Genomic DNA, 26,072 nt, shown 5'->3' on the forward strand with positions numbered 1-26,072 from the left:
CGACGACCGCCAGGTGAACCCGCCCGCGCGTCAGAGCCGCGCGCGGAAGGTGTCACAGGCCTGCATCGAGCCCTGCTCGTAACCCGTCACAAACCACTGTCTGCGCATCTCGGACGAGCCGTGGGTCCACGACTGCGGGTCGACGCGCGCGCCACCGGAGCGTTGGATGTGGTCGTCGCCGATTGCCTCGGCGGTCTGGATGATTGCGTCCACGTCGCCGGGGGTCAGGCTCTCAAGGAGCGGCGCGCCGCCGTCGGGGGCCGGGCTCGAGGTGGCGTAATGGGCCCACAGTCCGGCGTAGCAGTCAGCCTGGAGCTCGACACGGACCGCGCCCGAGGAGGCCCCTTGGGGATCCTGCTGGGAGCGGCGGATGTCGCCGAGCATGGTTTGGAGGTGGTGGCCGAACTCGTGCGCGACCACGTACATCTGCGCAGCGCCGGACGGTGATCCGCCGAGCTGTCCGACGAGGACCTGATCGAAGAACGTCGGATCGAGGTAGACGTTCTCGTCTGCCGGGCAGTAGAACGGGCCGACGGCGGAGGAGGCGGCGCCACAGCCGGTATCAACGGTGCTGGCGAAAATGTTCGTGTGCGGCTGGACCCAGCGCATCCCCGCCTGGTCTGGGAGTTGGGCTGTCCAGACGTCCTCGAGACTCTCTGTCGTGGCGACGATGCGACAGATGGTGTCGGTGTTGGCCTGCTGCAGGTCGCATTGGTCGATGTGGGCTTGGAGTTGCTGTGCCGACTCGGAGGTCTGGCCCGGACCGCCTGTGGCGCCGGAGTCCAGGCCGAGCTGGCCCGGGTCGACGCCGAGGAACAGTGCGATGAGGACGACGGCGAGGCCGCCCACACCTCCGCCTACCGCGATTCCCCGGCGCCCCCCTCGGCCTCCGCGCCCCCCGCCGGAGACTCCGCTGGTATCTAGCCTCCCGCCCTGCCGGAACGTCATGTCGCCACCCTCTCGTCCACTCCGGCCGCCGGTCCACCCGGCCAGGCCACACCACCGCGATCAGTGTCGGTCCACTGTATTGGTCCCCCGGGACGCAGCCGCAGCCGACACGGGGATCCGCCGAGAGTGGACGTAGACTGTGCCTCGTCCGAACCCGGGGCCGATCGCTTATCGAGCGGGGGCCGTCCGGCGTTCACCGACCACACACTTTTTCCCGACGAGAGGACAATCGCAGTGCTGCGCACCCATTCCGCCGGCCAGCTCCGAGCCGCCGACGCAGGGGGGACCGTCACCCTGGCCGGCTGGGTGGCGCGCCGCCGGGATCATGGCGGGGTCATCTTCGTCGACCTTCGCGACTCGACCGGTGTGTGCCAGGTGGTGTTCCGCTCGGAAGCGGTCGCCGAGCGCGCACACCGCCTTCGCAACGAGTACTGCGTCGCGGTGACCGGCGTCGTGGATCGACGACCGGAAGGGTCGGAGAACCCGAATCTCGCCTCTGGTCAGGTCGAGATCGATGTGACGTCGTTCGAGGTCCTCGGCGAGGCCGCGGCTCTGCCGTTCCAGCTCGACGACGAGGTCGGCGAGGAGGCACGTCTACGTCACCGGTATCTCGATCTGCGACGGGAGGGACCGGGTTCGGCCCTGCGCCTGCGGTCCAAGGTCAATGCCGCGGCGCGGGCGGTCATGGCCCGCCACGACTTCGTGGAGATCGAGACCCCCACGCTGACCCGCTCGACACCGGAGGGGGCTCGCGACTTCCTCGTGCCCGCCCGCCTGCAGCCGGGCACGTTCTACGCCCTCCCGCAGTCGCCACAGCTGTTCAAGCAGCTGCTCATGGTGGCCGGGATGGAGAAGTACTACCAGCTCGCCCGCTGTTACCGAGACGAGGACTTCCGCGCCGATCGGCAGCCGGAGTTCACCCAGCTCGACGTGGAGATGAGCTTCGTCGATCAGGAGGACGTGATCGCCGTTGCCGAGGAGATCCTCGCCGAGGTGTGGGCCACCGCCGGATACGAGATCACGACCCCGATCCCGCGGATGACCTACGCCGAGGCGATGCGTCGCTACGGTTCGGACAAGCCGGATCTGCGCTTCGACATCGAACTGGTCGAGTGCACCGAGTTCTTCGCCGACACCCCGTTCCGGGTGTTCAAGGCCCCCTACGTCGGTGCGGTCGTCATGAAGGGCGGAGCGTCACAGCCGCGTCGCCAACTCGACGCCTGGCAGGAGTGGGCGAAGCAGCGCGGCGCCAAGGGCTTGGCGTACATCCTCGTCGGAGAAGACGGCGAGCTCGGCGGCCCCGTCGCCAAGAACCTCTCGGATACCGAACGCGCCGGCATCGCCGCGCACGTCGGCGCGGAGCCGGGAGACTGCATCTTCTTCGGCGCGGGTTCGGTCAAGGCCACCCGTGCGCTCCTGGGTGCTGCCCGCGGTGAGATCGCCGAGAAGCTCGGTGTGATCGATCCCGAGAAGTGGGCGTTCACCTGGGTCGTCGACGCCCCGATGTTCGAGCCGGCGGACGACGCCACTGCCGCCGGCGACGTGGCGGTCGGGTCGGGGGCGTGGACCGCGGTGCACCACGCGTTCACCTCGCCCAAGCCCGAACACCTCGACACCTTCGACACCGACCCGGGATCGGCGCTGGCCTATGCCTACGACATCGTGTGCAACGGCAACGAGATCGGTGGAGGGTCCATCCGTATCCACCGCAAGGACGTGCAGGAGCGGGTCTTTGGCGTGATGGGCATCTCGCAGGATGAGGCGCAGGAGAAGTTCGGATTCCTGCTCGACGCCTTCTCCTACGGCGCCCCTCCGCACGGCGGCATCGCTTTCGGCTGGGACCGCATTTGTGCGCTGCTCGCGGGCACCGAATCCATCCGCGACGTCATCGCGTTCCCCAAGTCCGGCGGCGGCGTCGACCCGCTCACTGATGCCCCGGCGGCCATTACCGCGCAGCAGCGAAAGGAGTCCGGCATCGACGCCAAGCCGGTCCAGCGCGGTCAGGCCGCTCCCGCCGGCACTGCGGCCGACACAGTGGTGGAGTAGGACTTCCGCACCCGGAGTCGGCAAAGGGGGCCCGCGGTGGCGCTTCATGCGCTCGCACCGCGGGCCCCGGCAATTCTCGGGCACGGCTACAGGTTGAATGCCTCCACGGCCGGGCGCCCGTCCATTCCTCCGTGGTCGAGGCCGAACAGGCGGGCGACTGTGGGGGCCACGTCGAGCGTGCGGACCGGGCGGTCGACGACCTGCCCCCGACGCACGATCTTGTGCCCACCACTGACGAAGAACGGGATGCCCAGAGTCACCTCGTGTCCGTGGTTTCCGGGGATCGGGTTGGAGAACGGGGTGGGGTCGGAGAACCGCCACCCGGGATGACAGGTGGCCACGAGGTCGCCGCCACGTTCACCCAGAGACAGCTCGGCTGGTTCGTAGAGGCGGTTGACGCCGGGCAGCGCGCCTATCACCTCCCGAAGTCGCGCCAGTGAGGCGTCACGCTCGTCGACCGGTCCGCGGTAGGAGAACGTGTCCGCACCCCCGTTCTGTGCGATGCCGAAGCGTCCTCGTAGCGCCGGGTCTGCGTCGATCGCGCCGGCTGCGCTGATGAGGCTGAGTGGCTCCGACCAGTCCATGCCGTGATCGGCGAGGACGATCAACACCGACCGTTCCCAGCGGCCGGTGGACCGGAGGAACTGCTCGAAGTCCCAGAGTTTATGGTCCGAGTTGAACACTGCCTGGTTGCGGGCCAGGCGCAGTGAGGTGCCCGACAGGTCCATGTGGCCGAACCGGTCCATGTCCCCGAGGTTGACGAACGTCATCCGCGGGGCGTGGTCGGTGATGGTCTGCTTGAGGGCCTCGATGGTGAAGTAGTCGAGTGAATGGTCGGTGATCGGCACCAGTGGGAAGGGTGCCCACTGCACGCTCGCGCGGCCCCCGAACAGCCCGTGGAGGTAATCCTTGCTGAGGACGCTCGCGGTGGTCAGGCCCACCTCGGTCCGAATGCGGTCCAGCACTGTGGCGGCCCGCAGGTCGCCGGGCCGGTCGAGGGTACGTTCTTCGCCGGCCGCGTGGTCCCAAATGGAGTTCGCGGGCACCCCGTTTCGCTCCGGCAGGACCCCCGTGACCATGGCCGCGTGATTGGGCAGGGTCTCGGCGATCATCACTGAGGAGGCATCGGTGAACCGCGTCCCCTCTGTCGCCCACCGGTGAAGTGTGGGGGCCTGGGACGGGTTCAGTTCGTCTGGGCGCATGCCGTCGGTCACGATCACGTAGACGTCGAGATCGTCGGCCACCGGGCGGACGGGGTTGGCCCACACGGAGGCGGGCTCGGCCAGCATTGTCACCCCGATCGCGCCGGCGGCGGCGATCATGCCGGCGCCGGCGAGCGCCTCACGACGCGTGAGCGTGGGTCCGTGGGTGGGATGATCGTCGCGGCACATCGGGTGGGTGTCCTCCAGTCGGGTCGTGGCAGGCCAAGCGGTGTCCCCGGCAGGGGGACGCGGCACATGTCACCACAAGAGAACCCGACGACGACGATGGCTGCCAGCACTTCGGGTGATTGCTCCCCGAATGTTCACCCGGGGGTTCCTGTTGGGGCCCGCCGGTAGCCTTGCTGGCGTGACAGATGATGCTGGGCTGTTCGCTGCGGGAGACGCAAGCGACAACGGTCGTCCCGCCCCTTCCCCGGCGCCCGTGGACCCCTCCGCTCCGCTGGCCGTCCGGATGCGCCCCCGCACGCTCGACGAGGTGATCGGCCAGGACCACCTGCTACGCCCCAACTCTCCGTTGCGTCGGTTAGTGGAGGGACGCGGGGGCTCCTCGGTGATCCTCTACGGTCCGCCGGGGACCGGGAAGACGACGCTCGCCTACCTCGTCGCGAGCACGTCGGGTCGGCACTTCGTGGCATTGTCGGCGCTGAGCGCGGGCGTCAAGGACGTCCGCGCGGTGATCGAGGACGCCCGCACTCGCCAGATCCACGGGCAACGCACGGTCCTGTTCATCGACGAAGTTCACCGATTCTCTAAGAGCCAGCAGGACGCACTGCTGGCGGCGGTGGAGAACGGGATAGTCCTGTTGGTCGCCGCAACGACCGAGAACCCCCACTTCTCCGTGATCGCTCCGCTGCTGAGCCGCTCCCTCATCGCTGAACTCCAGGGGCTGGATGACCAGGGGGTCGCGGCCGTACTCCGACGAGCGGTGGACGACGAGCGGGGCCTATCTGGAGAGGTCGAACTGACCGACGAAGCGAAAGAAGACATCGTCCGACTGTCGGGAGGCGACGCCAGACGCAGTCTCACGATCCTCGAGGCTGCGGCTGGGGCAGCCGAGGATGGAGTGGTGACACCGGAGATCGTGGAGCTCAGCCTGGACGCGGCTCCGGTGCGCTATGACCGCGACGGCGACCAGCACTATGACGTCACCAGCGCGTTCATCAAGTCCGTCCGCGGGTCAGACGTGGACGCGGCGTTGCATTACCTGGCGCGGATGCTGGTGGCGGGGGAGGACCCGCGGTTCATCGCCCGGCGTCTCATGGTGCATGCCAGTGAGGACATCGGGATGGCCGATCCCACCGCGCTGCTGGCCGCGAGTGCGGCCGCCGAGATCGTGCAGAAAGTCGGCCTGCCGGAATGCAGGTTGGCGTTGGCGCAGGCCACCATCCACCTGGCCACAGCCCCCAAGTCCAAGTCGGTCATCGCCGCAATCGACGCCGCGATGGCCGACGTCCGTACAGGCGGGGTGGGCGAGGTGCCCAAGCACCTGCGCGACGGGCACTATGCCGGGGCGAAGGGGCTCGGCAACGGCGTGGGCTACCGCTACGCCCATGACGCGCCCGCCGGGGTCGTGGCACAGCAGTACCCGCCCGACGAATTGGTTGGTCGCGACTATTACGAGCCCGGCCCCCACGGGCACGAGCGGGAACTGGCCGCGCGGGTGGACAAGCTCCGCAAGATCATTCGAACGAAGACATAGCTGCCCCGTGAGAATTATGTGAAGATCCTAAATGGGTGCTGAACCAGGCACTTTTCGTCACGTCACACACTCATGGAGGAATCATGACCTACCTTCTGTCCACGCTCGTCAGCGTGGCGACCTCGATCGGCGTCTGGGGCACCGGAGCGCACAGCATGGGGCTCCTGCCCCAGGAGGCGTTCATCACCGCCGCCAACTTCGGTATCATCCTGCCGCCGATGCCGCGCTAATCGTTCGTGCACAGCGTGCCGACAGGTCCGGGCACCCATTAACCGGTTCGACCGGGTGGGTGCCCGCAGCCGTTTCCGGGTCTGACGACCTCGTCGTCGTCGTACGGATTCGTCCGGCCCACCTCGTTCCCGGCCGCGCAGGAGAGCGGCGGTAGGCTGGACCCTCGTTAGAACCACCAGCAGACGACCAGTGAGGCCCCCTGTGCAGACCCATGAGATCCGGCGCCGCTTCCTCGACCACTTCGTCAAGGCCGGTCACGCCGAGGTCCCCAGTGCGTCGCTGGTGCTGGACGATCCCAACCTGTTGTTCGTCAACGCGGGAATGGTGCCTTTCAAGCCGTATTTCCTCGGCCAGGAGACGCCTCCGTACCCCACCGCGACCTCCATCCAGAAGTGCGTCCGCACCCTCGACATCGAGGAGGTCGGCATCACCACCCGCCACAACACTTTCTTCCAGATGGCGGGCAACTTCTCCTTCGGCGACTACTTCAAGGAAGGCGCCATCCGGCACGCATGGTCGCTGCTGACATCCTCCGTCGACGATGGCGGGTTCGGGATCGACCCGGCGTTGCTGTGGGTCACCGTGTATCTCGACGACGACGAGGCCTACGGAATCTGGCGTGACGTGATCGGCGTCCCCACCGAGCGCATCCAGCGCCGCGGCATGGCAGACAACTATTGGTCCATGGGCGTACCCGGGCCCTGCGGACCGTGCTCGGAGATCTTCTACGACCGCGGACCCGCCTACGGTGTCGACGGCGGACCCGAAGCGGACGAAGACCGCTACATCGAGATCTGGAACCTCGTCTTCATGCAGAACGAGCGGGGCGAGGGCACCGGCAAGGACGCCTTCGAGATCCTCGGCCCGCTGCCCAAGCAGAACATCGACACTGGCATGGGTGTCGAGCGCGTGGCGTTTCTGCTCCAGGGCGTCGAGAACGTCTACGAAACCGACCTGCTGCGCCCGGTCATCGACACCGCCGAGCGACTCTCGGGCGCGACGTACGGCGCGGACAGCGCATCCGATGTCCGGTTCCGGGTCATCGCAGACCACGCCCGCACGGCCTACATGCTCATCTCCGACGGCGTCACCCCCGGCAACGAGGGCCGCGGCTACATCCTTCGTCGCCTGCTGCGTCGCATCGTTCGGTCCGTGCGACTGCTCGGTGCGACCACTGAGACGATGGCCGAGTTCATGGTCACCGTCCGCGACGCTATCGGCCCGTCCTTCCCCGAGACCGTCGCCGGGTACGACCGGATCGAACGGATCGCCGTGGCCGAGGAGGCCGCGTTCCTCAAGACGCTGGAGTCCGGAACACAGCTGTTCGAGCGCGCCGCCCAGGACGCGCGGGCCTCAGGTGCCGCGGTACTCACGGGCCGCCAGGCGTTCGCCCTGCACGACACGCACGGATTCCCGATCGACCTCACCCTCGAGATGGCCTCCGAAGCCGGGTTGCAGGTCGACGAGGAGGGCTTCCGCTCGCTGATGTCCGAGCAGCGTGCCCGCGCCAAGGCCGACTCCCGCGCCAAGAAGCACGCCCACGCCGATTTGTCCGTCTACCGCGACTTCCTCGACGCCGGCGAGACAGTTTTCACCGGTTTCACCCAGCTCACCGACGAGTCACGGCTGCTGGGCATCGTGACCGGCGGCGAAGCCGTCCGGGTGGCCCGCGAGGGTGACGTTGTCGAGTTCGTGCTCGACCGAACCCCGTTCTACGCAGAATCCGGGGGACAGCTGGGCGACCGCGGAATGATCTCGACCGCCGGCTTCCAGATGCAGGTGAACGACGTACAGAAGATCGGCAAGAAACTATGGGTGCACAAGGGCATCCTCACCGGCGGCGAGGTCGAGGCCGGCCAGGTCGTCACCTCCGCCGTCGACCCCGAGTGGCGCAAGGGGGCCACCCAGGGCCACTCCGCCACCCACCTCGTCCACGCCGCACTGCGGCAGATACTCGGCCCCGAGGCCGTCCAGGCCGGTTCGCTGAACAAGCCCGGTTATATGCGGTTCGACTTCAACTGGTCCGGCTCGATCCCCTCCGACGTCCTCGCACAGGTCGAGGAGGTGACCAACGCGGCCGTCGACGCCGATTACGGCGTCAACACTGTCGAGACCACCCTCGCCGAGGCCAAGCGTATGGGCGCCATGGCCCTGTTCGGGGAGAACTACGGTTCCCGGGTCCGCGTCGTGGAGATCGGCGGACCGTTCTCCATGGAACTGTGCGGCGGCACGCACGTATCGAGTTCAGCGCAGATCGGGCCCGTCAGTCTGCTGGGCGAGGCCTCCGTCGGCTCCGGGATCCGGCGCGTCGAGGCCTACGTGGGCATGGACGCCTACCGCCACCAAGCCCGCGAGCGCGCGCTCGTGTCCGGCTTGGCGGCCTCGCTCAAGGCGCCCACCGACGAGCTGCCCGATCGAGTCGCCGCCCTCACCGCCAAATTGCGCGAGGCCGAGAAGGCCCTCGAATCCCTGCGGGCCGCACAACTGGCCTCCCAGGCCGGCGAGTTGCTTAACTCTGCCGAGGACCTCGACGGCATCCGGTTCCTCGCCCACAGCGCCCCCGGCGGTGCCGCAGGCGACCTCCGAACCCTCGCCTCCGACCTCAAGGGTCGCCTCGGGTCCGATGCCGGGGTCGTGTTCCTCACCGCCCCGGGGCAGGACAAGGTGCCGTTCGTCATCGCGGTGAGCCGCGCAGCGCAGGAACGTGGGCTCAAGGCCGGCGACCTCGTCAAGGCCGTCGCGCCTGCACTCGGCGCGCGCGGCGGAGGCAAGCCGGACATGGCGCAGGGCGCCGGGTCCGATCCGACCGGAATCGACGCGGCGGTGGCCGCCCTGCGCGACGCCGTGCGGGACGCCGGATGACCCACCCGGCGGACCCCACCGGTCAGCGCGTCCCCGACACCGTCGGTTCTGGCTGGACCCGCGGTCGACGGCTCGGCCTAGACGTGGGAACCGCTCGCATCGGCGTGGCCTCCTGCGACCCCGACGGGATCCTCGCCACACCGGTTGAGACCATCCGTGTCACCGACGGCGACCCCGGGTGGGCTGCCGAACTCCGACGACTGGCCACGCTCGTCGAGGAATACGACGCAGTCGCCGTGGTGGTGGGTTTGCCCACCTCGCTCAAGGGCCGCGAAACCGCCTCCACCGCGATGGCCCGCTCATTCGTCGCAGCGCTGACTGCCGGAACACCGGAGCTCCCAGTCGAACTCGTTGACGAGCGGTTGACCACCGTCACAGCGGGCACGGCGCTCCACGGGGCCGGTCGAAACACCCGCAAACAGCGGGACGTCATCGACCAGGCAGCGGCCGTGGTCCTGCTCCAGGCCTGGCTCGACTCGCGGCACGCCCGCCGATGAACAACACCTCGCACGGCTAACCTGGATAAACTCGCCGACGAGCACGATGCTGTCCGCCGGACAGCTCCCTGACCCCATGACCGAGGAGCACGATGTCTGCGGCACGAGGACGCTCACGTACCGGAGCCACCACGAGATTCATCCTCCTGGCGGCCGTGATCGGGGTGATCCTCGCATTCGCTGTGATGGTCTACCGCAATCTCAACACCGAGGTCGCGGCGGCGCCCGACTTCGAAGGGCAGGGCAGCGGAAACGCACTGCTGCACGTCGAACAGGGCGACACCCTGGGGGTCGTCGGGGACCGCCTGTACGAGATCGGCACCGTGGCCAGCACCCGGGCATTCACCGGGGCCGCGACGGGGACGCCCGTCGAGGGCATCCAGCCCGGCTACTACCAGGTGCGGCAAGAGATGAGTGCGGCCTCCGCAGTGGAGGCGCTCTCGGACCCGCAGAATCGCGTCGGCTTCGTCGAGGTCAAACCGGGTGGGCGGCTGCTCGACACCGTGGTGGTGGGCGGCGGCAGGGAGAAGGGCATCTTCACCCTGATCGCCGACGCCACCTGTCTCCGCGACCTGGACGAGCCCGAGGCTGCCCCGGTGTGCCGACAACCACAGGAGATCGTCGACGCCGCCGTGCAGGCCGATCCTGCCGAACTCGGCGTGCCCGGCTGGGCGATCAACGAGGTGCGTGCCGCCCCGGACCCGGTCCGCCGGCTCGAGGGTCTCATCGCCGCAGGTGTCCACACGATCAACCCGCAGTCAGAGCCCATCGAGATTCTTCGTCAACTCATCGACCTGTCGACCGCCTCCTACGACGAGACCGGGCTCGTCCCGGCCGCCGACCGGATAGGACTCACGCCCTACCAGGTGGTGACCGCCGCCTCGCTTGTCGAGAAGGAGGGCATGCTCCAGGACTTCGACAAGGTCGCACGGGTCATCCTCAATCGCCTCGCCGAGCCCATGCAATTGCAGTTCGACTCCACAGTGAACTACGCACTCGCCGACCAGGAGATCGCCACCACCGACGCCGACCGGGCTGCGAGAACCCCCTGGAATACCTACGCGATGGACGGGCTGCCCTACGGGCCCATCGGCTCGCCCGGCCTTGACGCCTTACGCGCGATGGAGAACCCGGCCGAGGGTCGGTGGAAGTATTTCGTCACCGTGGACATGGAGGGCACGACACTGTTCGCGGACGAGTATCCGGAGCATGAGCGCAATCAGAGCGAGGCCATCGCCAACGGGGTTCTCGCCAGTGGCCGCTGATCCCACCGGGGCGCCGCGTTCGGCGGCCGTTCTCGGCCACCCCGTTGACCACTCTCTGTCCCCGGTGTTGCACGGCGCCGCATATCGGGCGCTCGGGCTCCATGGGTGGAGCTACGAGCGCATCGATTGCGACGCTGACCAGCTCCCGTCGGTCGTCGACGCGTCACCCGTCGACCGGGTCGGCTACTCGGTCACCATGCCCGGCAAGTTTGCGGCCCTCGAGTACGCCAGCGAGGTGAGTGATCGCGCCCGCATAGTCGGCAGCGCCAACACCCTCGTTCGGCGTGCGGACGGCTGGTTCGCTGATTGCACGGACGTCGACGGGGTGACCGGTGCTCTCGGAGCTTTCGGAGATCTGCCCCCCGCGCCCACCGCCGTCATCCTCGGTGTGGGCGGGACCGCCCGGCCCGTCCTGGCGGGCCTCGCCGCGGCCGGCGCCACGCGCGTCATCCTGGCGTCGCGCCGCGACAACGCCGGCCCCGCCGCGGAGTGTGGCCGGGCCCTCGGGTTGGAGGTCCACACCGTCCTCCTGACCGACGCATCACTGCCACGAGAGATCGCCGCCGCGGATGTGCTGGTCAACACGGTGCCCGAGCCCGGAGTCCGTGAACTGAGCGGCTTGGTGGCGCACGCCAGGCGGCTTTTTGATGTGCTCTACGATCCCTGGCCCACCGCGGCGGGAGCCGTCGCGTCGCGGGCTGGGGTGCCGGTGGTGGGTGGCGATGTCATGCTCCTGAACCAAGCCTTCGGGCAGGTCGAACTGTTCACCGGGATGCCGGCGCCGCGCGAGGCCATGGCGGCTGCCCTGTCGGTCGCACTAGGCCGGTAGCCGGGCCTGATGTGTCTCCTCCCGCGGGGTCGTGGGATGATCAGCCACGTGCTGAAGTGGACCACCGCCGGAGAATCGCATGGCCAGGCTCTCGTGACGATCGTAGAGGGCGTCATTGCGGGTGTCGAGGTGACGAGCGACGAGATCGCCGCCCAGCTCGCCCGCCGCCGCCTGGGTTACGGGCGCGGGGCGCGCATGAAGTTCGAGGCCGACGCCGTCAGGGTTTTGGGCGGCATCCGCCACGGTCGAACCATGGGATCGCCGGTAGCGATAGAGATCGGCAACACCGAGTGGCCCAAGTGGGAGCAGATCATGTCGGCGGACCCCGTCGACCCGGAGGAGATCGACGACAAGGCCCGCGCGGCCCGGTTGACCCGCCCGAGGCCGGGCCACGCCGACTTCTCCGGGATGCTCAAGTACGACTTCGACGACGCCCGCATGGTCCTCGAGCGCGCCAGCGCGCGTGAAACCGCCGCCAGGGTGGCTGCCGGGACGGTGGCCCGCGCGGTGTTGCGGGACGTCCTCGGCGTCGAGGTGCTCTCCCACGTCATCTCCATCGGCGCCTCCGAGCCTTACACCGGTCCCGAGCCGACCTACGCCGACCTTAACTCGATCGACACCAACCCGGTCCGGGCTTTCGACACCGCAGCGGGGGACTCGATGATCGCGGAGATCGAGGCAGCTAAGAAGGCCGGCGACACCCTCGGGGGTGTCGTCGAGGTGGTCGTTCATGGACTCCCGATCGGCCTCGGCTCCCACGTGTCGGGCGACGATCGGCTGGACGCTCAACTCGCCGGTGCCCTCATGGGGATCCAGGCCATCAAGGGGGTCGAGGTGGGGGATGGCTTCGAGACCGCGCGCCGCCGGGGCAGCGTCGCCCACGACGAGATGGTCCGCGGGGATGACGGCGTCGAGCGACGCAGCAACCGCGCCGGAGGGTTGGAGGGAGGCATGACCAACGGTCAGGCCCTCCGGGTCCGCGCGGCGATGAAGCCGATCTCCACCGTTCCCCGTGCGCTGAGCACGGTGGACATGGAGGACGGGTCCGCGGCCACCGCCATCCACCAGCGTTCAGACGTGTGCGCGGTGCCGGCGGCCGGTGTCGTCGCGGAGTCGATGGTCGCGCTCGTGCTGGCCCGCGCGGTCCTGCAGAAGTTCGGTGGCGACTCGCTGGCGGAGACCCGCCGCAACGTCGGGGGATACCTCGACGCGATCGCCGATCGGCTGGACTGGGCGACGGACGAGACATGAGCGACCCGGCACGACCGGTCGCTGTCCTCGTGGGGCCGCCCGGTGCCGGGAAGACGACCATCGGCCGCAAACTGGCGCGGCGCCTCGACGTGCCGTTCCGCGACACCGATCACCTGATTGAGGAGGCCGAGGGCCGGTCAATCCCCGAGATTTTCGCGGTGGACGGCGAGCCACACTTTCGGCACATCGAGGAGCGGATCATCGGAGACACCCTCGCATCGTTCGACGGGGTCCTGTCCCTCGGTGGCGGGGCGGTCCTATCCGAGGAGACCCGACGGCGCCTGCGCGGCCACCGGGTCGTCCACCTGACGATCGGGGTGGCCGAGGGGGTGCGCCGGTCTCAGGGGCCGGGACGTCCACTGTTGGCAGGTGGCGATGCCACGGCCCGGTATCAGGCGCTGTTGACCGAACGGTCGCCCCTGTACAGAGAGGTCGCCTGGACCACCGTGAGCACCGAGCGACGCAGTTCGGGCAAGGTGGTGACGGACATCGTCGACAGGCTCGAGTCCGGCGACCCGCACCTGCGGGGTGGCGGCCGGAAGTGAACGACGACCAGAACGCGTGTGGACACGAGCGATGAGCGGGAGCAGCAGATGAACCAGGACGAGAACACCAGCGAACCCGTCGTCGTGGAGGTACGGACGGCGAACCCGTACCCAGTCGTCATCGGCCGTGGGCTACTGCCGGAGATCCTCGAGGCGTGCTCGTCGTCCCGGACAGTGGCGATCTTCTATCAGCCGCCGCTGGCCCAGACTGCCGAGGCGCTCCGCGAGAAGCTCGCCGACGCTGGCATAGACGCCCACCGGATCGAGATTCCGGACGCTGAGGCCGGCAAGGACCTCGTCGTGGCAGGCTACTGCTGGGACGTGCTGGGCCAGATCGGACTGGGCCGTAAGGACACCGTCGTCAGCCTCGGCGGCGGTGCGGCCACCGACCTCGCCGGTTTCGTCGCCGCCACCTGGATGCGCGGCGTTCGTGTAGTTCACATACCCACCACCCTGCTGGCGATGGTGGACGCGGCAGTGGGCGGTAAGACGGGTATCAATACGGACGCCGGCAAGAACCTCGTGGGCAGCTTCCATGAACCCGCCGCAGTATTCATCGACACGGCGACCCTCGAGACCGTCCCGCACAACGAACTGGTGTCGGGCATGGCCGAGGTGGTCAAGTGCGGGTTCATCGCGGACCCGCAGATCCTCGATCTGATCGAGGCGGACCCCGCGGCGGCGCTCGACCCCACCGGCGACACGATCGTCGAGCTCATACGCCGCAGCGTGCAGGTCAAGGCCGACGTGGTCGGTAAGGACCTCAAGGAGTCCGGGCTCCGGGAGATCCTCAACTACGGCCACACGCTGGGCCACGCCGTGGAGCGTCGCGAGCAGTACCGTTGGCGGCATGGCGCGGCTATCAGCGTGGGGATGTGTTTCGTCGCCGAGCTCGCCAGGCTGGCAGGTCGCCTGGATGATGCGACCGCCGACCGGCACGCCTCCGTTCTGGCCTCCCTCGGCCTGCCAACCGGATACGACGAGGACGCCTTCCCGCGGTTGCTCGAGCTGATGGCCGGTGACAAGAAGAACCATTCGGGCTTTTTACGACTGGTGGTGCTGGACGGGCTGGCCCGCCCGTCTCGAATGGAGTCCCCAGATCCGTCTCTGATGACGGCGGCGTACGCGACCATCTCCGAGGGCCGCAAGCCCAGTGGGGGAGGGATCCTGCTGTGATCGAGCGCCTCGCTCCTCGGCGTCGTTCCGTCGCCGCGGCCCTCGCCGATGTCGGTGCCAGCGCGCTACTGGTGACCGATCCACGAAACATCGCCTATCTGACCGGTTTCTCCGGCTCCGGTGGGGCTGTGCTGGTGGAGGACGACGGCGAGGCGGTCCTCTGCACGGATTCGCGGTACGAACTCCAGGTGGTCGAACAGGCCCCGGACGTGGGCCACGTGATCTCCCGCGAGTACGTCGCCGGGGTGCTCGGGCGTCGCCGCGGCCCCGCAGACACCCCACTCGCGGTCGAGGCCGACCACCTGACCCTCTCCGCGGCCTCCGCCCTTCGCCGTGCCCTCTCGCAAGCCGGGGGAGCGGACGTGCGGATCGTGGAGACCAGCGGCCTGGTGGAACACGTGCGCCGCGTGAAGGATCCCCACGAACTCGCGCTCATCCAACGGGCCTGCGCAGTAGTGGACGAGGCCTGGACACACGTGCTCGATCAGCGCCTGGTGGCCGTCGGCCGAACCGAACGCGACGTCGCGGCCGATCTGGAGCACGCGATGCGACGCGCGGGTTCGGACGGTGTGGCCTTTGAGACGATCGTGGCCTCCGGGCCCAACGGCGCACACCCACACCACGTCCCCGGCGACCGAATCCTGACCGAAGGTGATCTGGTGGTCGTGGACTTCGGCGCCACGGTCGCGGGATACGCCTCCGACTGCACTCGCACCGTTGCGCTGGGCTCCGTCCCGGAACGTCTGGCGAAGGCCTACGAGGTCGTACGACAGGCACAGGTCGCGGGGGTGGAGGCCGTCCGCGAAGGCGTCCCGTGCGCTGACCTCGATGCAGTCAGCCGCGGTCTCATCGTGGATGCTGGGTTCGGCGACTATTTCGGCCACTCCCTGGGCCACGGGGTGGGGCTGGACGTGCACGAAGCCCCCGCGGTGTCAGCCCGGTCCACGAGTACACTGTCCGACGGCGATGTGATCACCATCGAACCGGGGATCTACCTCCCCGACCTCGGAGGGATCCGAATCGAGGACACCGTAGCCGTTACCGCCGGTGGCGGTAGGTCCCTGACCACCACGTCGAAGGCCCTCAGGGTGCTCTGAGGAGCCGACCCACGACCATCCGCGGCGCCGTCCCCCGGCCGCGCGCCGACGACTTCCCTAAGGAGTAGCGACTATGGCGTCAACCGCCGATTTCAAGAACGGCCTCGTCCTCAAGGAGGAGGGCCAACTCTGGCAGATCACCGATTTCCAGCACGTCAAGCCCGGTAAGGGCCCGGCTTTCGTTCGGACCAAGATGAAGAACGTCGTCACCGGAAAAACCATCGACAAGACGTTCAGTGCGGGCGTCAAGGTGGAGATCGCCACCGTCGACCGGCGCGACATGACCTACCTCTACCGCGACGGTGAGGACTACGTCCTCATGGACGAGAAGGACTACGAGCAGATCAACGTCTCGCCTTCGGTCATGGGTGACGCGGCTCGTTTCCTGCTCGAGAACACGTCGGTTCAGGTCTCGATGAACGAAGGCGTCCCGCTCTTCGCCGAGATGCCGGTGGCCGTGGACCTGCTGGTGCAGCACACCGACCCGGGCCTGCAGGGCGACCGTTCGACCGGTGGAACCAAGCCGGCGACTCTCGAGACGGGCGCCGAGGTCCAGGTGCCACTGTTCATCAACACCGGCGACAAGCTGCGCATCGACACCCGCGACGGTCGTTACCTCAGCCGGGTGAACGACTGATCATGTCAGACGAGGTCGACCACCGTCGCCGGGGATCGCGGTACCGGGCGCGCAAGCGTGCCGTCGCATTGCTCTTCGAGGCGGAGCTACGCGATGCGGATGTGGTGTCGCTCGCCGAGGAGCGCCGCCAAATGGGCGAGGACTCGCAGGAGTTCCATGACGTCGCGCCCTACACCATGGAGATCGTCACCGGGGTCGCCGAGCGCCTCGACCGCCTGGACTCCACGATCGCCGAGCACCTGCGGGAGTGGACGCTGGAGCGACTGCCCGCCGTCGACCGCGCGGTCCTGCGCGCCGGCGCGTGGGAGCTGCTCTTCGGCTCGGATGAGGTGGACGCGGCGGTCGTGATCGACCAGGCGGTCCTGCTGGTGTCCGACCTGTCTGCGGAGAAGTCGGTTCCGTACGTCAACGCCGTGCTCGACCGCGTGGCCGGCCTGGCCCAGCACATCAGGGCGGCCGAGCGAGCCGTGTCGGATCTGGACACCACGCCCGCCGGTGCGAACGAAGACGTGTCGGAGACCACGTCCGGCGATCCCGGGACGCACCCAGGGGACTGATAGAGTTCAGACCCGAAAGCTATCCCTTTAACGAGCCGTCCAGCGAGGCGGACAAGGAGGTGGTGATCGGTGAGCGCTGATGGTTCGGAGACGAACTCGGTGTCACTCTTCACGTCCGACGACGTCGCCAGGACGGTGTCCCGGCTGGCACATCAGATCATCGAACGCACTGCTGCGGACGCTCCAGATTCGGGCCCGGTGGTCCTGCTGGGCATTCCGACGCGCGGTGTTCCGCTGGCCGCCCGACTCGCTGAACGCATCCGTGAATTCAGCGGGGCCGACGTTCACCCCGGTTCCCTCGACGTCACCCTCTACCGCGACGACCTCGCCGGTGGCCCGCACCGCCCAATGAGCCCCACACGGGTACCGCCCGCCGGTATCGACGGCGCGACCGTGATCTTGGTCGACGATGTCCTGTTCTCGGGCCGGACCATCCGGGCGGCGTTCGACGCACTCCGCGACCTCGGGCGGCCGGCCCGCGTCCAGCTGGCCGTGCTCGTCGACCGTGGCCACCGCGAACTCCCGATCCGAGCCGACTACGTGGGCAAGAACGTTCCCACTTCCCGCGACGAGGACGTGTCCGTCCGGCTCACCGAGATCGACGGGCGCGACGCGGTCGTCCTGCGGCGCCCGGACGCGGAGGAGGCCCGGTGAAGCATCTGCTCTCGGCCGCCGACCTCGACCGCGACGCGGCCCTGTCGATCCTCGATGAGGCGGAGCGGCTCAAGGAGATGCTCCTCGGTCGCGAAGTCCGCAAGCTTCCGACGCTCCGGGGCAAGACCGTCCTGACCGTCTTCTACGAGAACTCCACTCGGACGCGCGTGTCTTTCGAGACCGCGGGCAAGTGGATGAGCGCGGACGTCGTCAACGTCTCCGCCAGCGCCTCGTCGGTCCAGAAGGGCGAGTCCCTTCGCGACACGGCACTAACCCTCACCGCCATCGGCGCGGACGCCCTCATCGTCCGCCATCCGGCCTCGGGCTCTGCTCAGCAGATCGCAGGATGGGTGGCGCCTGGCGGTGTGGGACCGTCCGTCGTCAACGCCGGTGACGGGATGCACGAGCACCCCACCCAGGCCCTGCTCGACGCCATGACCCTGCGGGAACGTCTGGGCGGGATCGACGGACGTCGGGTGGTGATTGTCGGAGACATCCTGCACTCGCGTGTCGCCCGGTCCAACGCCCTGCTGCTGTCCACGCTGGGCGCCGAGGTTGTCCTCGTCGCCCCGCCGACACTGCTACCGGTGGGCGTCGGATCCTGGCCGGTCCGCGCGTCGACCGACCTCGACGCCGAACTCGCCGGCGCGGACGCCGTCATGATGCTGCGCGTCCAGGCCGAACGGATGAACGGCGGGTTCTTCCCGTCCGCCCGGGAGTACGCGGTCCGCTACGGGCTCGGTCCGGCGCGCGCCGCCCGGCTCGGCGAGGATGTCGTGGTCCTGCACCCAGGCCCGATGGTCCGGGGGATGGAGATCGGCTTCGACGCCGCCGATGCCCCGTCCTCGGCGATCCTCCAGCAGGTCACCAATGGCGTGCATGTGCGCATGTCGGTCCTGCTCCACACTCTCGTCGGAACGGAAGGAACCCCCGAGTGAGCGCCCCCCACCACCCGCCCCTGCTGATCCGGCGGGTACGCCCCTACGGTGAGGGCGATCCGGTCGATGTCCTGGTCCGAGACGGCCTCATCGCCGCGATCGGCCCCGATGCCGGTGAGTCCGTCGACACCTCCGGCCCAGACACCGAGATCCTCGACGCCGACGGTGCCGTCCTGCTGCCGGGGTTCGTCGACCTCCACACGCACCTGCGCGAGCCCGGTCGCGAAGACACCGAGACCATCGCGTCCGGCTCGGCCGCGGCGGCCCGCGGCGGGTACACGGCCGTGTTCGCCATGGCCAACACCCAGCCCCCACAGGACAACCAGACGGTCACCGACTCGGTCTGGCGGATCGGTCGCGAGGTCGGACTGTGCGACGTGCATCCCGTCGGCGCCGTCACCGTGGGGCTCAAGGGCGCGCAGCTCACCGAGATGGGACAGATGGCCACCGGCGAGGCGCGAGTCAGGATGTTCTCCGACGACGGGATGTGCGTCTTCGACCCACTCGTGATGCGTCGCGCGCTGGAGTACTCGGCCGGGCTGGGAGTCCTCATTGCGCAGCACGCCGAGGAGCCCCGGTTGACCGACGGCGCAGTGGCCCACGAGGGCCCCACCGCCGCGCGCCTCGGACTGACCGGATGGCCGCGATCGGCCGAGGAGTCGATCGTCGCCCGCGACGCGATCCTCGCCCGGGACGCCGGTGCCCGCGTGCACATCTGCCACGCGTCCACGACCGGCACCGTCGAGCTGCTGCGGTGGGCTAAGGACCAGGGAATCTCTATCACCGCCGAGGTCACCCCGCACCACCTACTGCTCGACGACTCCCGTCTCGAGACCTACGACGGCGTTTACCGGGTCAACCCGCCCCTGCGCGAGGTGCACGACACCCTCGCACTGCGCGAAGCGCTGAAGTCCGGGGTCATCGACTGCGTCGCCACCGACCACGCCCCGCACGCCGCACAGGAGAAGTGCTGCGAGTTCGCCGCCGCCCGCCCAGGGATGCTCGGACTCGAAACCGCGCTGCCCATCGTCGCCGCCCTGCTGGTCGACACCGGGGACATGACCTGGCGGGACCTCGCCCGCGTCATGAGCACCCGGCCCGCCGAGATCGCGGGGCTGTCGGACCAGGGTCGGCCCATCGCCGTAGGAGAGCCCGCGAACCTCGCCGTCGTCAACCCGGACGCCCCGTGGACCGTCGTCGGGGACGCACTCGCGAGTCTGTCCGCCAACACCCCCTACGAGGGAATGACGTTCGCGGCCAGGGTCGTCGGCACCGTGTATCGCGGCCGACTGACCACCCGCGACGGAGAGGTTATCCAATGACTCAGGACTACTGGACCGTCATCCTCGTCGTCGCCCTGATCCTGACGCTGATCGGGCTGATGACGCTGGGCTGGCGGAACCGGAGTCGATCCCAGGCCGGTCTGTTCGACGACCTCCCCGCCTCACCCTCCGACCCCGGCGACATCGTCCTGGGACCGCTGACCGGTGTCTACATCGGTAGCACCCTCGCAGGGGACTGGCAGGCGCGGATCGCCCGCCAGCCGCTGGGCCACCGCTCGGCCGGCACCATGACCGCCCACACCGGCGGACTGCGCCTCGAACTGGCCGATGCGGTCGTATGGATCCCCCGCGGCGATCTAGTCGACGTGCGCCGCGCATCGGCGCTGGCGAACAAGACCGTGCCCGGCGGCGGCATCCTCGTCGCGCGCTGGCAGGTCACCGGCCGCGACGGCCGCACCCTCATCGACTCGGGTTTCCGGGCCGACGACAAGGACACCTACCCCCGCTGGGAGGCGCTGCGTGGCGACGCCGACCACCCCGACACGCCCCCCAGCCCCAGTGCCACCACCGAGGAGAACAAGTGACACCGCACAGCACCACGCCCGCGACGCAGGGGGCCGCACAGCCCGCCGCGCTCGTCCTCGAGGACGGCCGCATCCACCGCGGCACGTCCTTCGGCGCGACGGGCACCACCCTCGGGGAAGCGGTGTTCACCACCGCCATGTCGGGGTACCAGGAGACCCTCACCGATCCCTCCTACTGCCGTCAGATCGTCGTTGCCACCGCCCCCCAGATCGGCAACACCGGCTGGAACGACGAGGACGGTGAATCGCTTCTCGACGGCCGGGTCGGCGGCGGACGGATCTGGGTTTCTGGCCTGGTCATCCGGGATCTCTCCCGGCGGGCGTCCAACTACCGATCGAAGCGGACCCTCGAGGACGAGATGGTCGCACAGAACATCGTCGGCATCGCCGGCGTCGACACCCGCGCCGTCGTCCGCCACATCCGCGACCGCGGGGCGATGAAGGCCGGCATCTTCTCGGGCGCCGACCTCACCGACGAGGAATCCATGCTGGCCACCGTCCGGGCACAGGAATCCATGGCCGGGGCCTCCCTGTCCGACGAGGTGACCACCGAGACCGCCTACGTGGTCGAGCCGGAGGGCCAGGCCCGCTACTCGGTGGCAGCCCTCGACCTGGGCATCAAGTCCAATACGCCCCGCATGCTTGCCGCGCGCGGTGTCCGCGTCCACGTCATCCCTGCAGGGTCGACCCTGCAGGATGTCCTCGACCTCGACGTCGATGGGGTGTTCCTCTCCAACGGGCCGGGCGACCCTGCCACCGCGGACGCCGCGGTTCACCTCACCAAGGAGGTCCTCGGACAGGGCATCCCGTTCTTCGGGATCTGCTTTGGCAACCAGATCCTCGGCCGAGCCCTGGGTCTGGAGACCTACAAAATGCAGTTCGGCCACCGGGGGACCAATATCCCGGTCATCGAGAAAGCCACCGGCGCCGTGGCCATCACCTCCCAGAACCACGGGTTCGCACTCCGTGCCCCCGAGACCGAGACCTGGGAGACCCCCTGGGGGACCGCGACGATCACCCACATCTGTGCCAACGACGGCACCGTGGAGGGCGTCGCGCTGACCGATGGCAGCGCGTTCTCCGTCCAGTACCACCCCGAGGCGGCGGCCGGGCCCCGAGATGCGGCCGACCTCTTCGACCGCTTCGTCAGCCAGCTCGGCTCCTCCGACATCGGCTCCGCAGACTCCAGAAAGGGCTCGAACTGATGCCCCGGCGCACAGACATCAATCACGTCCTCGTCATCGGCTCCGGTCCGATCGTTATCGGGCAAGCCAGTGAGTTCGACTACTCCGGGACTCAGGCGTGCCGCGTCCTCAAGGCGGAGGGACTGCGCGTCACGCTGGTCAACTCCAACCCGGCCACGATCATGACCGATCCCGAGTTCGCCGACGCCACCTACGTCGAACCCATCACCCCGGAGTACATCGACAAGATCTTCGCCAAGGAGGCCGCCGAGGGCCATCCCGTCGACGCGGTCCTGGCGACCCTCGGGGGACAGACGGCGCTCAACGCGGCCATGCAACTCGATGCCCAGGGCATCCTCGCCAAGTACGACGTGGAGCTCATCGGCGCCGACATCCCCGCCATCAACAGAGGCGAGGACCGCCAGACCTTCAAGGACATCGTCGCCAGCGTGGGTGGCGACTCCGCCCGCAGCGCCGTGTGTCACACGATGGAGGAGGTCCACGCGACCGTCGCCGACCTCGGATTACCCGTCGTCGTCCGACCGTCGTTCACCATGGGTGGGCTCGGATCCGGCCTCGCCTTCACCACCGAAGATCTCGAACGGATCGCCGGCGGAGGGCTGTCCGCCTCACCTACCGCGAACGTCCTCATCGAGGAGTCCATCCTCGGGTGGAAGGAGTTCGAACTCGAGCTCATGCGCGATAACAAGGACAACGTCGTCGTGGTGTGCTCGATCGAGAACGTCGACGCACTGGGCGTACACACCGGCGACTCTGTCACCGTTGCCCCGTCGATGACCCTGACCGACCGCGAGTTCCAGAACATGCGTGACCTCGGTATCGCGATCATCCGCGAGGTCGGAGTGGACACCGGCGGGTGCAATATCCAGTTCGCCATCAACCCGGTCGACGGGCGGTTGGTCGTCATCGAGATGAATCCGCGTGTGTCCCGCTCCTCGGCGTTGGCTTCCAAGGCCACCGGGTTTCCGATCGCCAAGATCGCGGCCCGCCTCGCCATCGGCTACTCGCTCGACGAGATCACCAACGACATCACCGGTGAGACCCCGGCCTGTTTCGAACCGACGCTCGACTACGTCGTCGTCAAGGCTCCCCGGTTCGCGTTCGAGAAGTTCCCCGAGGCAGACGACACGCTCACCACCACGATGAAGTCGGTGGGTGAGGCGATGAGCCTCGGCCGCAACTACCGTGAGGCCCTCGGCAAGGTCATGCGCTCACTGGAGACCAAGGCCGCAGGCTTCTGGACTCTGTCCGACGAGGTGATCGCGCCTGGTCGCTCGACCGACCTCTCCGCGGTCCTCGACGATCTGCGGCGCCCCACCGAGGGGCGGATGTACGACGTCGAGCTCGCACTGCGCCTGGGCGCGACCGTCGAGCAGGTGCACGAGGCCTCGGGGATCGACCCCTGGTTCGTCGAGGAGGTCGCCGCCCTGGTCGAGTTGCGCCAGCAGATCATCGACGCCCCCGTGGTCGACGAGGCGCTGTTGCGCCTCGCCAAGCACAACGGGCTCTCCGACGCCCAGATCGCGGCCCTGCGCCCGGAGTTCGCCGGAGCCGAGGGCGTGCAACGGCTACGACACCGCCTCGGAGTGCGACCCGTGTACAAGACCGTCGACACCTGCGCCGCGGAGTTCGAGGCCAAGACGCCGTACCACTACTCGACCTACGAGCTCGACCCGTCTGCGGAGTCCGAGGTGACCCCGCAGACCGAGCGGGAGAAGGTCATCATCCTGGGCTCCGGGCCCAACCGGATCGGCCAGGGCATCGAATTCGACTACTCGTGCGTCCACGCCGCGCTGACCCTGTCGGAGGCCGGATACGAGACCGTCATGGTCAACTGCAACCCCGAGACCGTCTCCACCGACTACGACACCGCTGACCGTCTGTACTTCGAACCACTGACGTTCGAGGACGTCATGGAGGTCTACCACGCCGAGTCCGAGTCGGGCACCGTCGCGGGTGTCCTCGTCCAGCTGGGTGGACAGACGCCGCTCGGGTTGGCCGCCCAGCTCGAGGACGCTGGCGTGCCCATCGTGGGCACCAGTCCGTCGGCGATCGACCTCGCGGAGAACCGTCGTGAGTTCGGCGAGGTGCTGGCCAAGGCCGGCCTGCCCGCCCCGGCCTTCGGCACCGCCATCAACGCCGAGGAGGCGACGACGATCGCGGCCGACATCGGGTACCCGGTCCTCGTGCGCCCGTCCTACGTCCTCGGCGGGCGGGGTATGGAGATCGTCTACGACGAGCCCTCCCTGCGTTCGTACATCGCCCGTGCGACCGAGATCAGCCCGGACCGCCCCGTCTTGGTCGACCGGTTCCTCGACGACGCCGTGGAGATCGACGTCGACGTCCTCTGCGACGGTACCGAGGTCTACCTGGGCGGCGTGATGGAACACATCGAGGAGGCCGGCGTTCATTCCGGCGACTCGGCGTGTGCGCTGCCGCCCATCACCCTCGGCCAGGACGACATCGACCGAGTGCGGCGCTCGAGCGAAGCTCTCGCGTTCGGCATCGGGGTCAAGGGACTCATGAACGTCCAGTACGCAATCAAGGACGACATCCTGTACGTCCTTGAAGCCAACCCCCGAGCGAGCCGCACGGTGCCGTTCGTCTCGAAGGCCACCGGCGTCCACCTGGCAAAGGCCTGCGCGCGGATCATGATGGGCGAGTCGATCGCCGACCTGCGGGCCGACGGGCTGCTCCCGTCCGACCGCGACGGCGGTTCGCTTCCGACGGACGCCCCAGTTGCCGTCAAGGAGGCGGTGCTGCCGTTCAACCGGTTCCGCACCCCCGCCGGAGACACGGTGGACTCGCTACTCAGCCCCGAGATGAAGTCCACCGGTGAGGTCATGGGCATCGGCCCCGACTTCGCCGTCGCCTTCGCCAAGGCCCAGCTCGCCGCTGAAGGTGTGTTGCCCACGGAGGGCACCGTGTTCGTGTCCGTCGCCAATCGGGACAAACGCTCGATGGTGTTCCCTGCCCAGCGTCTCGCCGCACTCGGGTTCACGGTGCTGGCCACCGAGGGCACCGCGCTCATGCTGCGCCGGTACGGGATCGCCTGCGAAACGGTGGCCAAGCTCTCCCAGTCCGGCCCCGGCCCCGTGGATGCGGACGGCAACCCGGTTCGGACCATCGTCGACCGCATCAATGCCGACGAGGTGGACCTCATCCTCAACATCGCGTCGTCGACCGGGGGCACCCGGGCTGACGGGCACGAGATCCGGTCGGCCGCCATCTCGCGTCGGGTCCCGTGTGTCACCACCGTCCAGGGCGCCACTGCCGCGGTCCATGGCATCGAGGCGATGCGTCGCGGTGACGTCGGAGTGAGCCCACTGCAGCAACTGCACTCGGGACTGACCGGGCGATGACCGGTTCCGCCCCCCGGGCCCCCTTCGGCGCGCGGCTTCGCGCCGCCATCACCGACCGAGGCAACCTGTGCGTGGGAATAGACCCCCACCCCGCACTGCTCCGGTCATGGGGGCTCGGGACGGACGCTGCCGGGATCGCCGAATTCTCCCGCCGGTCACTAGAAGCGTTCGCGGATCTGGTGCCCGCGGTCAAGCCCCAGGTCGCGTTCTTCGAGGAGTACGGCTCGGCGGGACTCGCGGTACTCGAGGAGATTCTGGGTGCGATCGGGGAGGCCGGCGCACTATCGGTGGCGGATGCCAAGCGGGGGGACATCGGCTCCACGATGGCGGGATACGCGCGGGCGTGGCTCCGTGACGGTTCACCGTTGGCGTGTGATGCCCTGACCGTATCCCCCTATCTCGGGGTCGGCTCGCTGGACACCGCCTTTGACGCGGCCGCAGAGACCGGTCGCGGTCTGTTCGTGCTCGCCCGGACCTCGAATCCCGAAGCTGGGTCGCTACAGCGGTCGACCGGCCCCGCCGGTACGGTCGCCCAGTCCGTCGTTGACGAGGTGGGCCGGAGGAACGCCCGATCAGTGGGCGTGGTGCCCGGATCATTCGGGGTGGTCGTCGGTGCGACCGTCGCCGATCCGCCCCGACTCGACGACCTGTCCGGTCCGGTCCTCATGCCCGGGGTGGGGGAGCAGGGAGGCACCCTCGCTGACGTCAGACGGATCGCCGGGGCCGCGCTCCCGAACACCCTGGTCAACGTCTCGCGGCACGTCCTCCGAGCCGGTCCGGACGTCGATGCGATGCGCGCGGCGGTCACCGAATTGGCCGCACAGTACAGGTTCACCGAAAACTCGTGAGTCGCCGGGTTCCTCTCGGCTGTACCGGCGCCCCACCCGTCACGACTTCGCACGGCCCGCGGTGCAGGAAAATGGTGGTTCCCAGAGCGGCTTCGGGCGGCCGAGATTAACGTTCCATACAACCTCGAACCGTCAATGCGCAGATCAGACGGGGTGCCACACTGGGGCCCCGTGCTGGTACGCGGCCGGTCGGCCGCGTACTGTTGCTGAGGTCATCAGGCCCGGAGACGTGGAAGTCCCCTTGGGGGCGGCGGAACCGCCCGGGTACGGTGAGCACGAGGGAGCGCCCGCTCCCGACGCATTCCGCAGCCCGCGGACGCGCCGGGGACGGTCAC

22 protein-coding genes are annotated in these 26,072 nt (G+C 68.6%); 20 read left to right on the plus strand and 2 right to left on the minus strand.

The annotated features are described in order from the left end of the window. Positions 1-30 precede the first annotated feature (30 nt). Entirely contained in the window at positions 31-948 is a 918-nt protein-coding gene (locus tag FQ137_RS10580) for a neutral zinc metallopeptidase (protein ID WP_149292341.1), read from the minus strand. Between the two features lie 234 nt (positions 949-1,182). Between FQ137_RS10580 and aspS the strand changes: the two genes are divergently transcribed. Beyond that, positions 1,183-2,994: an aspartate--tRNA ligase gene (aspS, locus tag FQ137_RS10585; RefSeq protein ID WP_149292342.1), complete on the plus strand. Its 1,812-nt coding sequence runs from the start codon at positions 1,183-1,185 to the stop codon at positions 2,992-2,994. Positions 2,995-3,080: 86 nt separating this feature from the next. Here aspS and FQ137_RS10590 read toward each other — a convergent pair whose 3' ends face one another. Beyond that, entirely contained in the window at positions 3,081-4,385 is a 1,305-nt protein-coding gene (locus FQ137_RS10590) for an alkaline phosphatase family protein (protein ID WP_149292343.1), read from the minus strand. A 130-nt stretch (positions 4,386-4,515) separates the two neighbouring features. On the opposite strand from FQ137_RS10590, the gene FQ137_RS10595 reads away from it, so the two are divergent. The 19 genes from FQ137_RS10595 (at position 4,516) to pyrF (ending at position 25,737) form a co-directional block, all read left to right on the plus strand. Next, positions 4,516-5,916 (plus strand): replication-associated recombination protein A, encoded by a 1,401-nt coding sequence (locus tag FQ137_RS10595; RefSeq protein WP_149292344.1) that lies wholly within the window; start codon positions 4,516-4,518, stop codon positions 5,914-5,916. An 83-nt stretch (positions 5,917-5,999) separates the two neighbouring features. Continuing rightward, complete coding sequence (locus FQ137_RS15395; RefSeq protein ID WP_188064898.1) at positions 6,000-6,146, plus strand: hypothetical protein; 147 nt, start codon at positions 6,000-6,002, stop codon at positions 6,144-6,146. A 202-nt stretch (positions 6,147-6,348) separates the two neighbouring features. Beyond that, positions 6,349-9,009, plus strand: coding sequence for an alanine--tRNA ligase (alaS, locus tag FQ137_RS10600; RefSeq protein ID WP_149292345.1), 2,661 nt, complete (start codon positions 6,349-6,351; stop codon positions 9,007-9,009). Further along, the gene (gene ruvX / locus FQ137_RS10605; protein WP_149292346.1) at positions 9,006-9,506 is read left to right on the plus strand and encodes a Holliday junction resolvase RuvX; all 501 of its coding nucleotides are present in this window, start codon (positions 9,006-9,008) and stop codon (positions 9,504-9,506) included. The genes alaS and ruvX overlap by 4 nt, the downstream gene beginning before the upstream one ends. Positions 9,507-9,598: 92 nt before the next feature. Next, positions 9,599-10,771 (plus strand): endolytic transglycosylase MltG, encoded by a 1,173-nt coding sequence (gene mltG, locus FQ137_RS10610; RefSeq protein WP_149292347.1) that lies wholly within the window; start codon positions 9,599-9,601, stop codon positions 10,769-10,771. Continuing rightward, a complete protein-coding gene (locus FQ137_RS10615; protein WP_255583978.1) occupies positions 10,761-11,600 on the plus strand; it encodes a shikimate dehydrogenase in 840 nt (279 codons plus the stop codon). The genes mltG and FQ137_RS10615 overlap by 11 nt, the downstream gene beginning before the upstream one ends. Positions 11,601-11,636: 36 nt before the next feature. Further along, on the plus strand, positions 11,637-12,851 hold the full coding sequence (gene aroC, locus FQ137_RS10620; protein WP_149292349.1) for a chorismate synthase: 1,215 nt from the start codon (positions 11,637-11,639) through the stop codon (positions 12,849-12,851). After that, on the plus strand, positions 12,848-13,396 hold the full coding sequence (locus FQ137_RS10625) for a shikimate kinase (protein WP_149292350.1): 549 nt from the start codon (positions 12,848-12,850) through the stop codon (positions 13,394-13,396). Before aroC ends, FQ137_RS10625 begins: the two co-directional genes overlap by 4 nt. A gap of 48 nt (positions 13,397-13,444) precedes the next feature. Continuing rightward, complete coding sequence (gene aroB / locus FQ137_RS10630; protein WP_149292790.1) at positions 13,445-14,572, plus strand: 3-dehydroquinate synthase; 1,128 nt, start codon at positions 13,445-13,447, stop codon at positions 14,570-14,572. Next, on the plus strand, positions 14,569-15,669 hold the full coding sequence (locus FQ137_RS10635) for a Xaa-Pro peptidase family protein (RefSeq protein ID WP_149292351.1): 1,101 nt from the start codon (positions 14,569-14,571) through the stop codon (positions 15,667-15,669). Before aroB ends, FQ137_RS10635 begins: the two co-directional genes overlap by 4 nt. A 73-nt stretch (positions 15,670-15,742) precedes the next feature. After that, entirely contained in the window at positions 15,743-16,306 is a 564-nt protein-coding gene (gene efp / locus FQ137_RS10640; protein ID WP_149292352.1) for an elongation factor P, read from the plus strand. 2 nt (positions 16,307-16,308) lie between these two features. Beyond that, on the plus strand, positions 16,309-16,863 hold the full coding sequence (nusB, locus tag FQ137_RS10645; protein WP_149292353.1) for a transcription antitermination factor NusB: 555 nt from the start codon (positions 16,309-16,311) through the stop codon (positions 16,861-16,863). A 69-nt stretch (positions 16,864-16,932) separates the two neighbouring features. Further along, on the plus strand, positions 16,933-17,517 hold the full coding sequence (pyrR, locus tag FQ137_RS10650) for a bifunctional pyr operon transcriptional regulator/uracil phosphoribosyltransferase PyrR (RefSeq protein ID WP_149292354.1): 585 nt from the start codon (positions 16,933-16,935) through the stop codon (positions 17,515-17,517). Beyond that, a complete protein-coding gene (locus tag FQ137_RS10655) occupies positions 17,514-18,455 on the plus strand; it encodes an aspartate carbamoyltransferase catalytic subunit (RefSeq protein ID WP_149292355.1) in 942 nt (313 codons plus the stop codon). Before pyrR ends, FQ137_RS10655 begins: the two co-directional genes overlap by 4 nt. Beyond that, complete coding sequence (locus FQ137_RS10660) at positions 18,452-19,777, plus strand: dihydroorotase (protein ID WP_149292356.1); 1,326 nt, start codon at positions 18,452-18,454, stop codon at positions 19,775-19,777. Before FQ137_RS10655 ends, FQ137_RS10660 begins: the two co-directional genes overlap by 4 nt. Next, a complete protein-coding gene (locus FQ137_RS10665; RefSeq protein WP_149292357.1) occupies positions 19,774-20,322 on the plus strand; it encodes a hypothetical protein in 549 nt (182 codons plus the stop codon). Before FQ137_RS10660 ends, FQ137_RS10665 begins: the two co-directional genes overlap by 4 nt. Further along, positions 20,319-21,527 carry a glutamine-hydrolyzing carbamoyl-phosphate synthase small subunit gene (gene carA / locus FQ137_RS10670; RefSeq protein ID WP_149292358.1) on the plus strand — a complete coding sequence of 403 codons (1,209 nt, stop codon included), beginning with the start codon at positions 20,319-20,321 and terminating at the stop codon, positions 21,525-21,527. The genes FQ137_RS10665 and carA overlap by 4 nt, the downstream gene beginning before the upstream one ends. Next, positions 21,527-24,889 carry a carbamoyl-phosphate synthase large subunit gene (gene carB, locus FQ137_RS10675; RefSeq protein ID WP_149292359.1) on the plus strand — a complete coding sequence of 1,121 codons (3,363 nt, stop codon included), beginning with the start codon at positions 21,527-21,529 and terminating at the stop codon, positions 24,887-24,889. The genes carA and carB overlap by 1 nt, the downstream gene beginning before the upstream one ends. After that, the gene (pyrF, locus tag FQ137_RS10680; protein ID WP_149292360.1) at positions 24,886-25,737 is read left to right on the plus strand and encodes an orotidine-5'-phosphate decarboxylase; all 852 of its coding nucleotides are present in this window, start codon (positions 24,886-24,888) and stop codon (positions 25,735-25,737) included. The genes carB and pyrF overlap by 4 nt, the downstream gene beginning before the upstream one ends. The last annotated feature ends 335 nt before the right edge of the window (positions 25,738-26,072 follow it).

Source organism: Dietzia sp. ANT_WB102 (assembly GCF_008369165.1).
Taxonomy (GTDB): Bacteria; Actinomycetota; Actinomycetes; order Mycobacteriales; family Mycobacteriaceae; genus Dietzia.

What these genes read in the sequence shown, in the direction of transcription:
- FQ137_RS10625 (WP_149292350.1), top strand. Translation starts at nt 12,848, where the DNA reads ATGAGCGACCCGGCACGACCGGTCGCTGTCCTCGTGGGGCCGCCCGGT.
- pyrF (WP_149292360.1), top strand. Translation starts at nt 24,886, where the DNA reads ATGACCGGTTCCGCCCCCCGGGCCCCCTTCGGCGCGCGGCTTCGCGCC.
- FQ137_RS15395 (WP_188064898.1), top strand. Translation starts at nt 6,000, where the DNA reads ATGACCTACCTTCTGTCCACGCTCGTCAGCGTGGCGACCTCGATCGGC.
- ruvX (WP_149292346.1), top strand. Translation starts at nt 9,006, where the DNA reads ATGACCCACCCGGCGGACCCCACCGGTCAGCGCGTCCCCGACACCGTC.
- FQ137_RS10590 (WP_149292343.1), bottom strand. Translation starts at nt 4,385, where the DNA reads ATGTGCCGCGACGATCATCCCACCCACGGACCCACGCTCACGCGTCGT.
- aroB (WP_149292790.1), top strand. Translation starts at nt 13,445, where the DNA reads ATGAACCAGGACGAGAACACCAGCGAACCCGTCGTCGTGGAGGTACGG.
- FQ137_RS10595 (WP_149292344.1), top strand. Translation starts at nt 4,516, where the DNA reads ATGTTCACCCGGGGGTTCCTGTTGGGGCCCGCCGGTAGCCTTGCTGGC.
- mltG (WP_149292347.1), top strand. Translation starts at nt 9,599, where the DNA reads ATGTCTGCGGCACGAGGACGCTCACGTACCGGAGCCACCACGAGATTC.
- FQ137_RS10665 (WP_149292357.1), top strand. Translation starts at nt 19,774, where the DNA reads ATGACTCAGGACTACTGGACCGTCATCCTCGTCGTCGCCCTGATCCTG.
- aroC (WP_149292349.1), top strand. Translation starts at nt 11,637, where the DNA reads ATGATCAGCCACGTGCTGAAGTGGACCACCGCCGGAGAATCGCATGGC.
- nusB (WP_149292353.1), top strand. Translation starts at nt 16,309, where the DNA reads ATGTCAGACGAGGTCGACCACCGTCGCCGGGGATCGCGGTACCGGGCG.
- FQ137_RS10580 (WP_149292341.1), bottom strand. Translation starts at nt 948, where the DNA reads ATGACGTTCCGGCAGGGCGGGAGGCTAGATACCAGCGGAGTCTCCGGC.
- efp (WP_149292352.1), top strand. Translation starts at nt 15,743, where the DNA reads ATGGCGTCAACCGCCGATTTCAAGAACGGCCTCGTCCTCAAGGAGGAG.
- carB (WP_149292359.1), top strand. Translation starts at nt 21,527, where the DNA reads ATGCCCCGGCGCACAGACATCAATCACGTCCTCGTCATCGGCTCCGGT.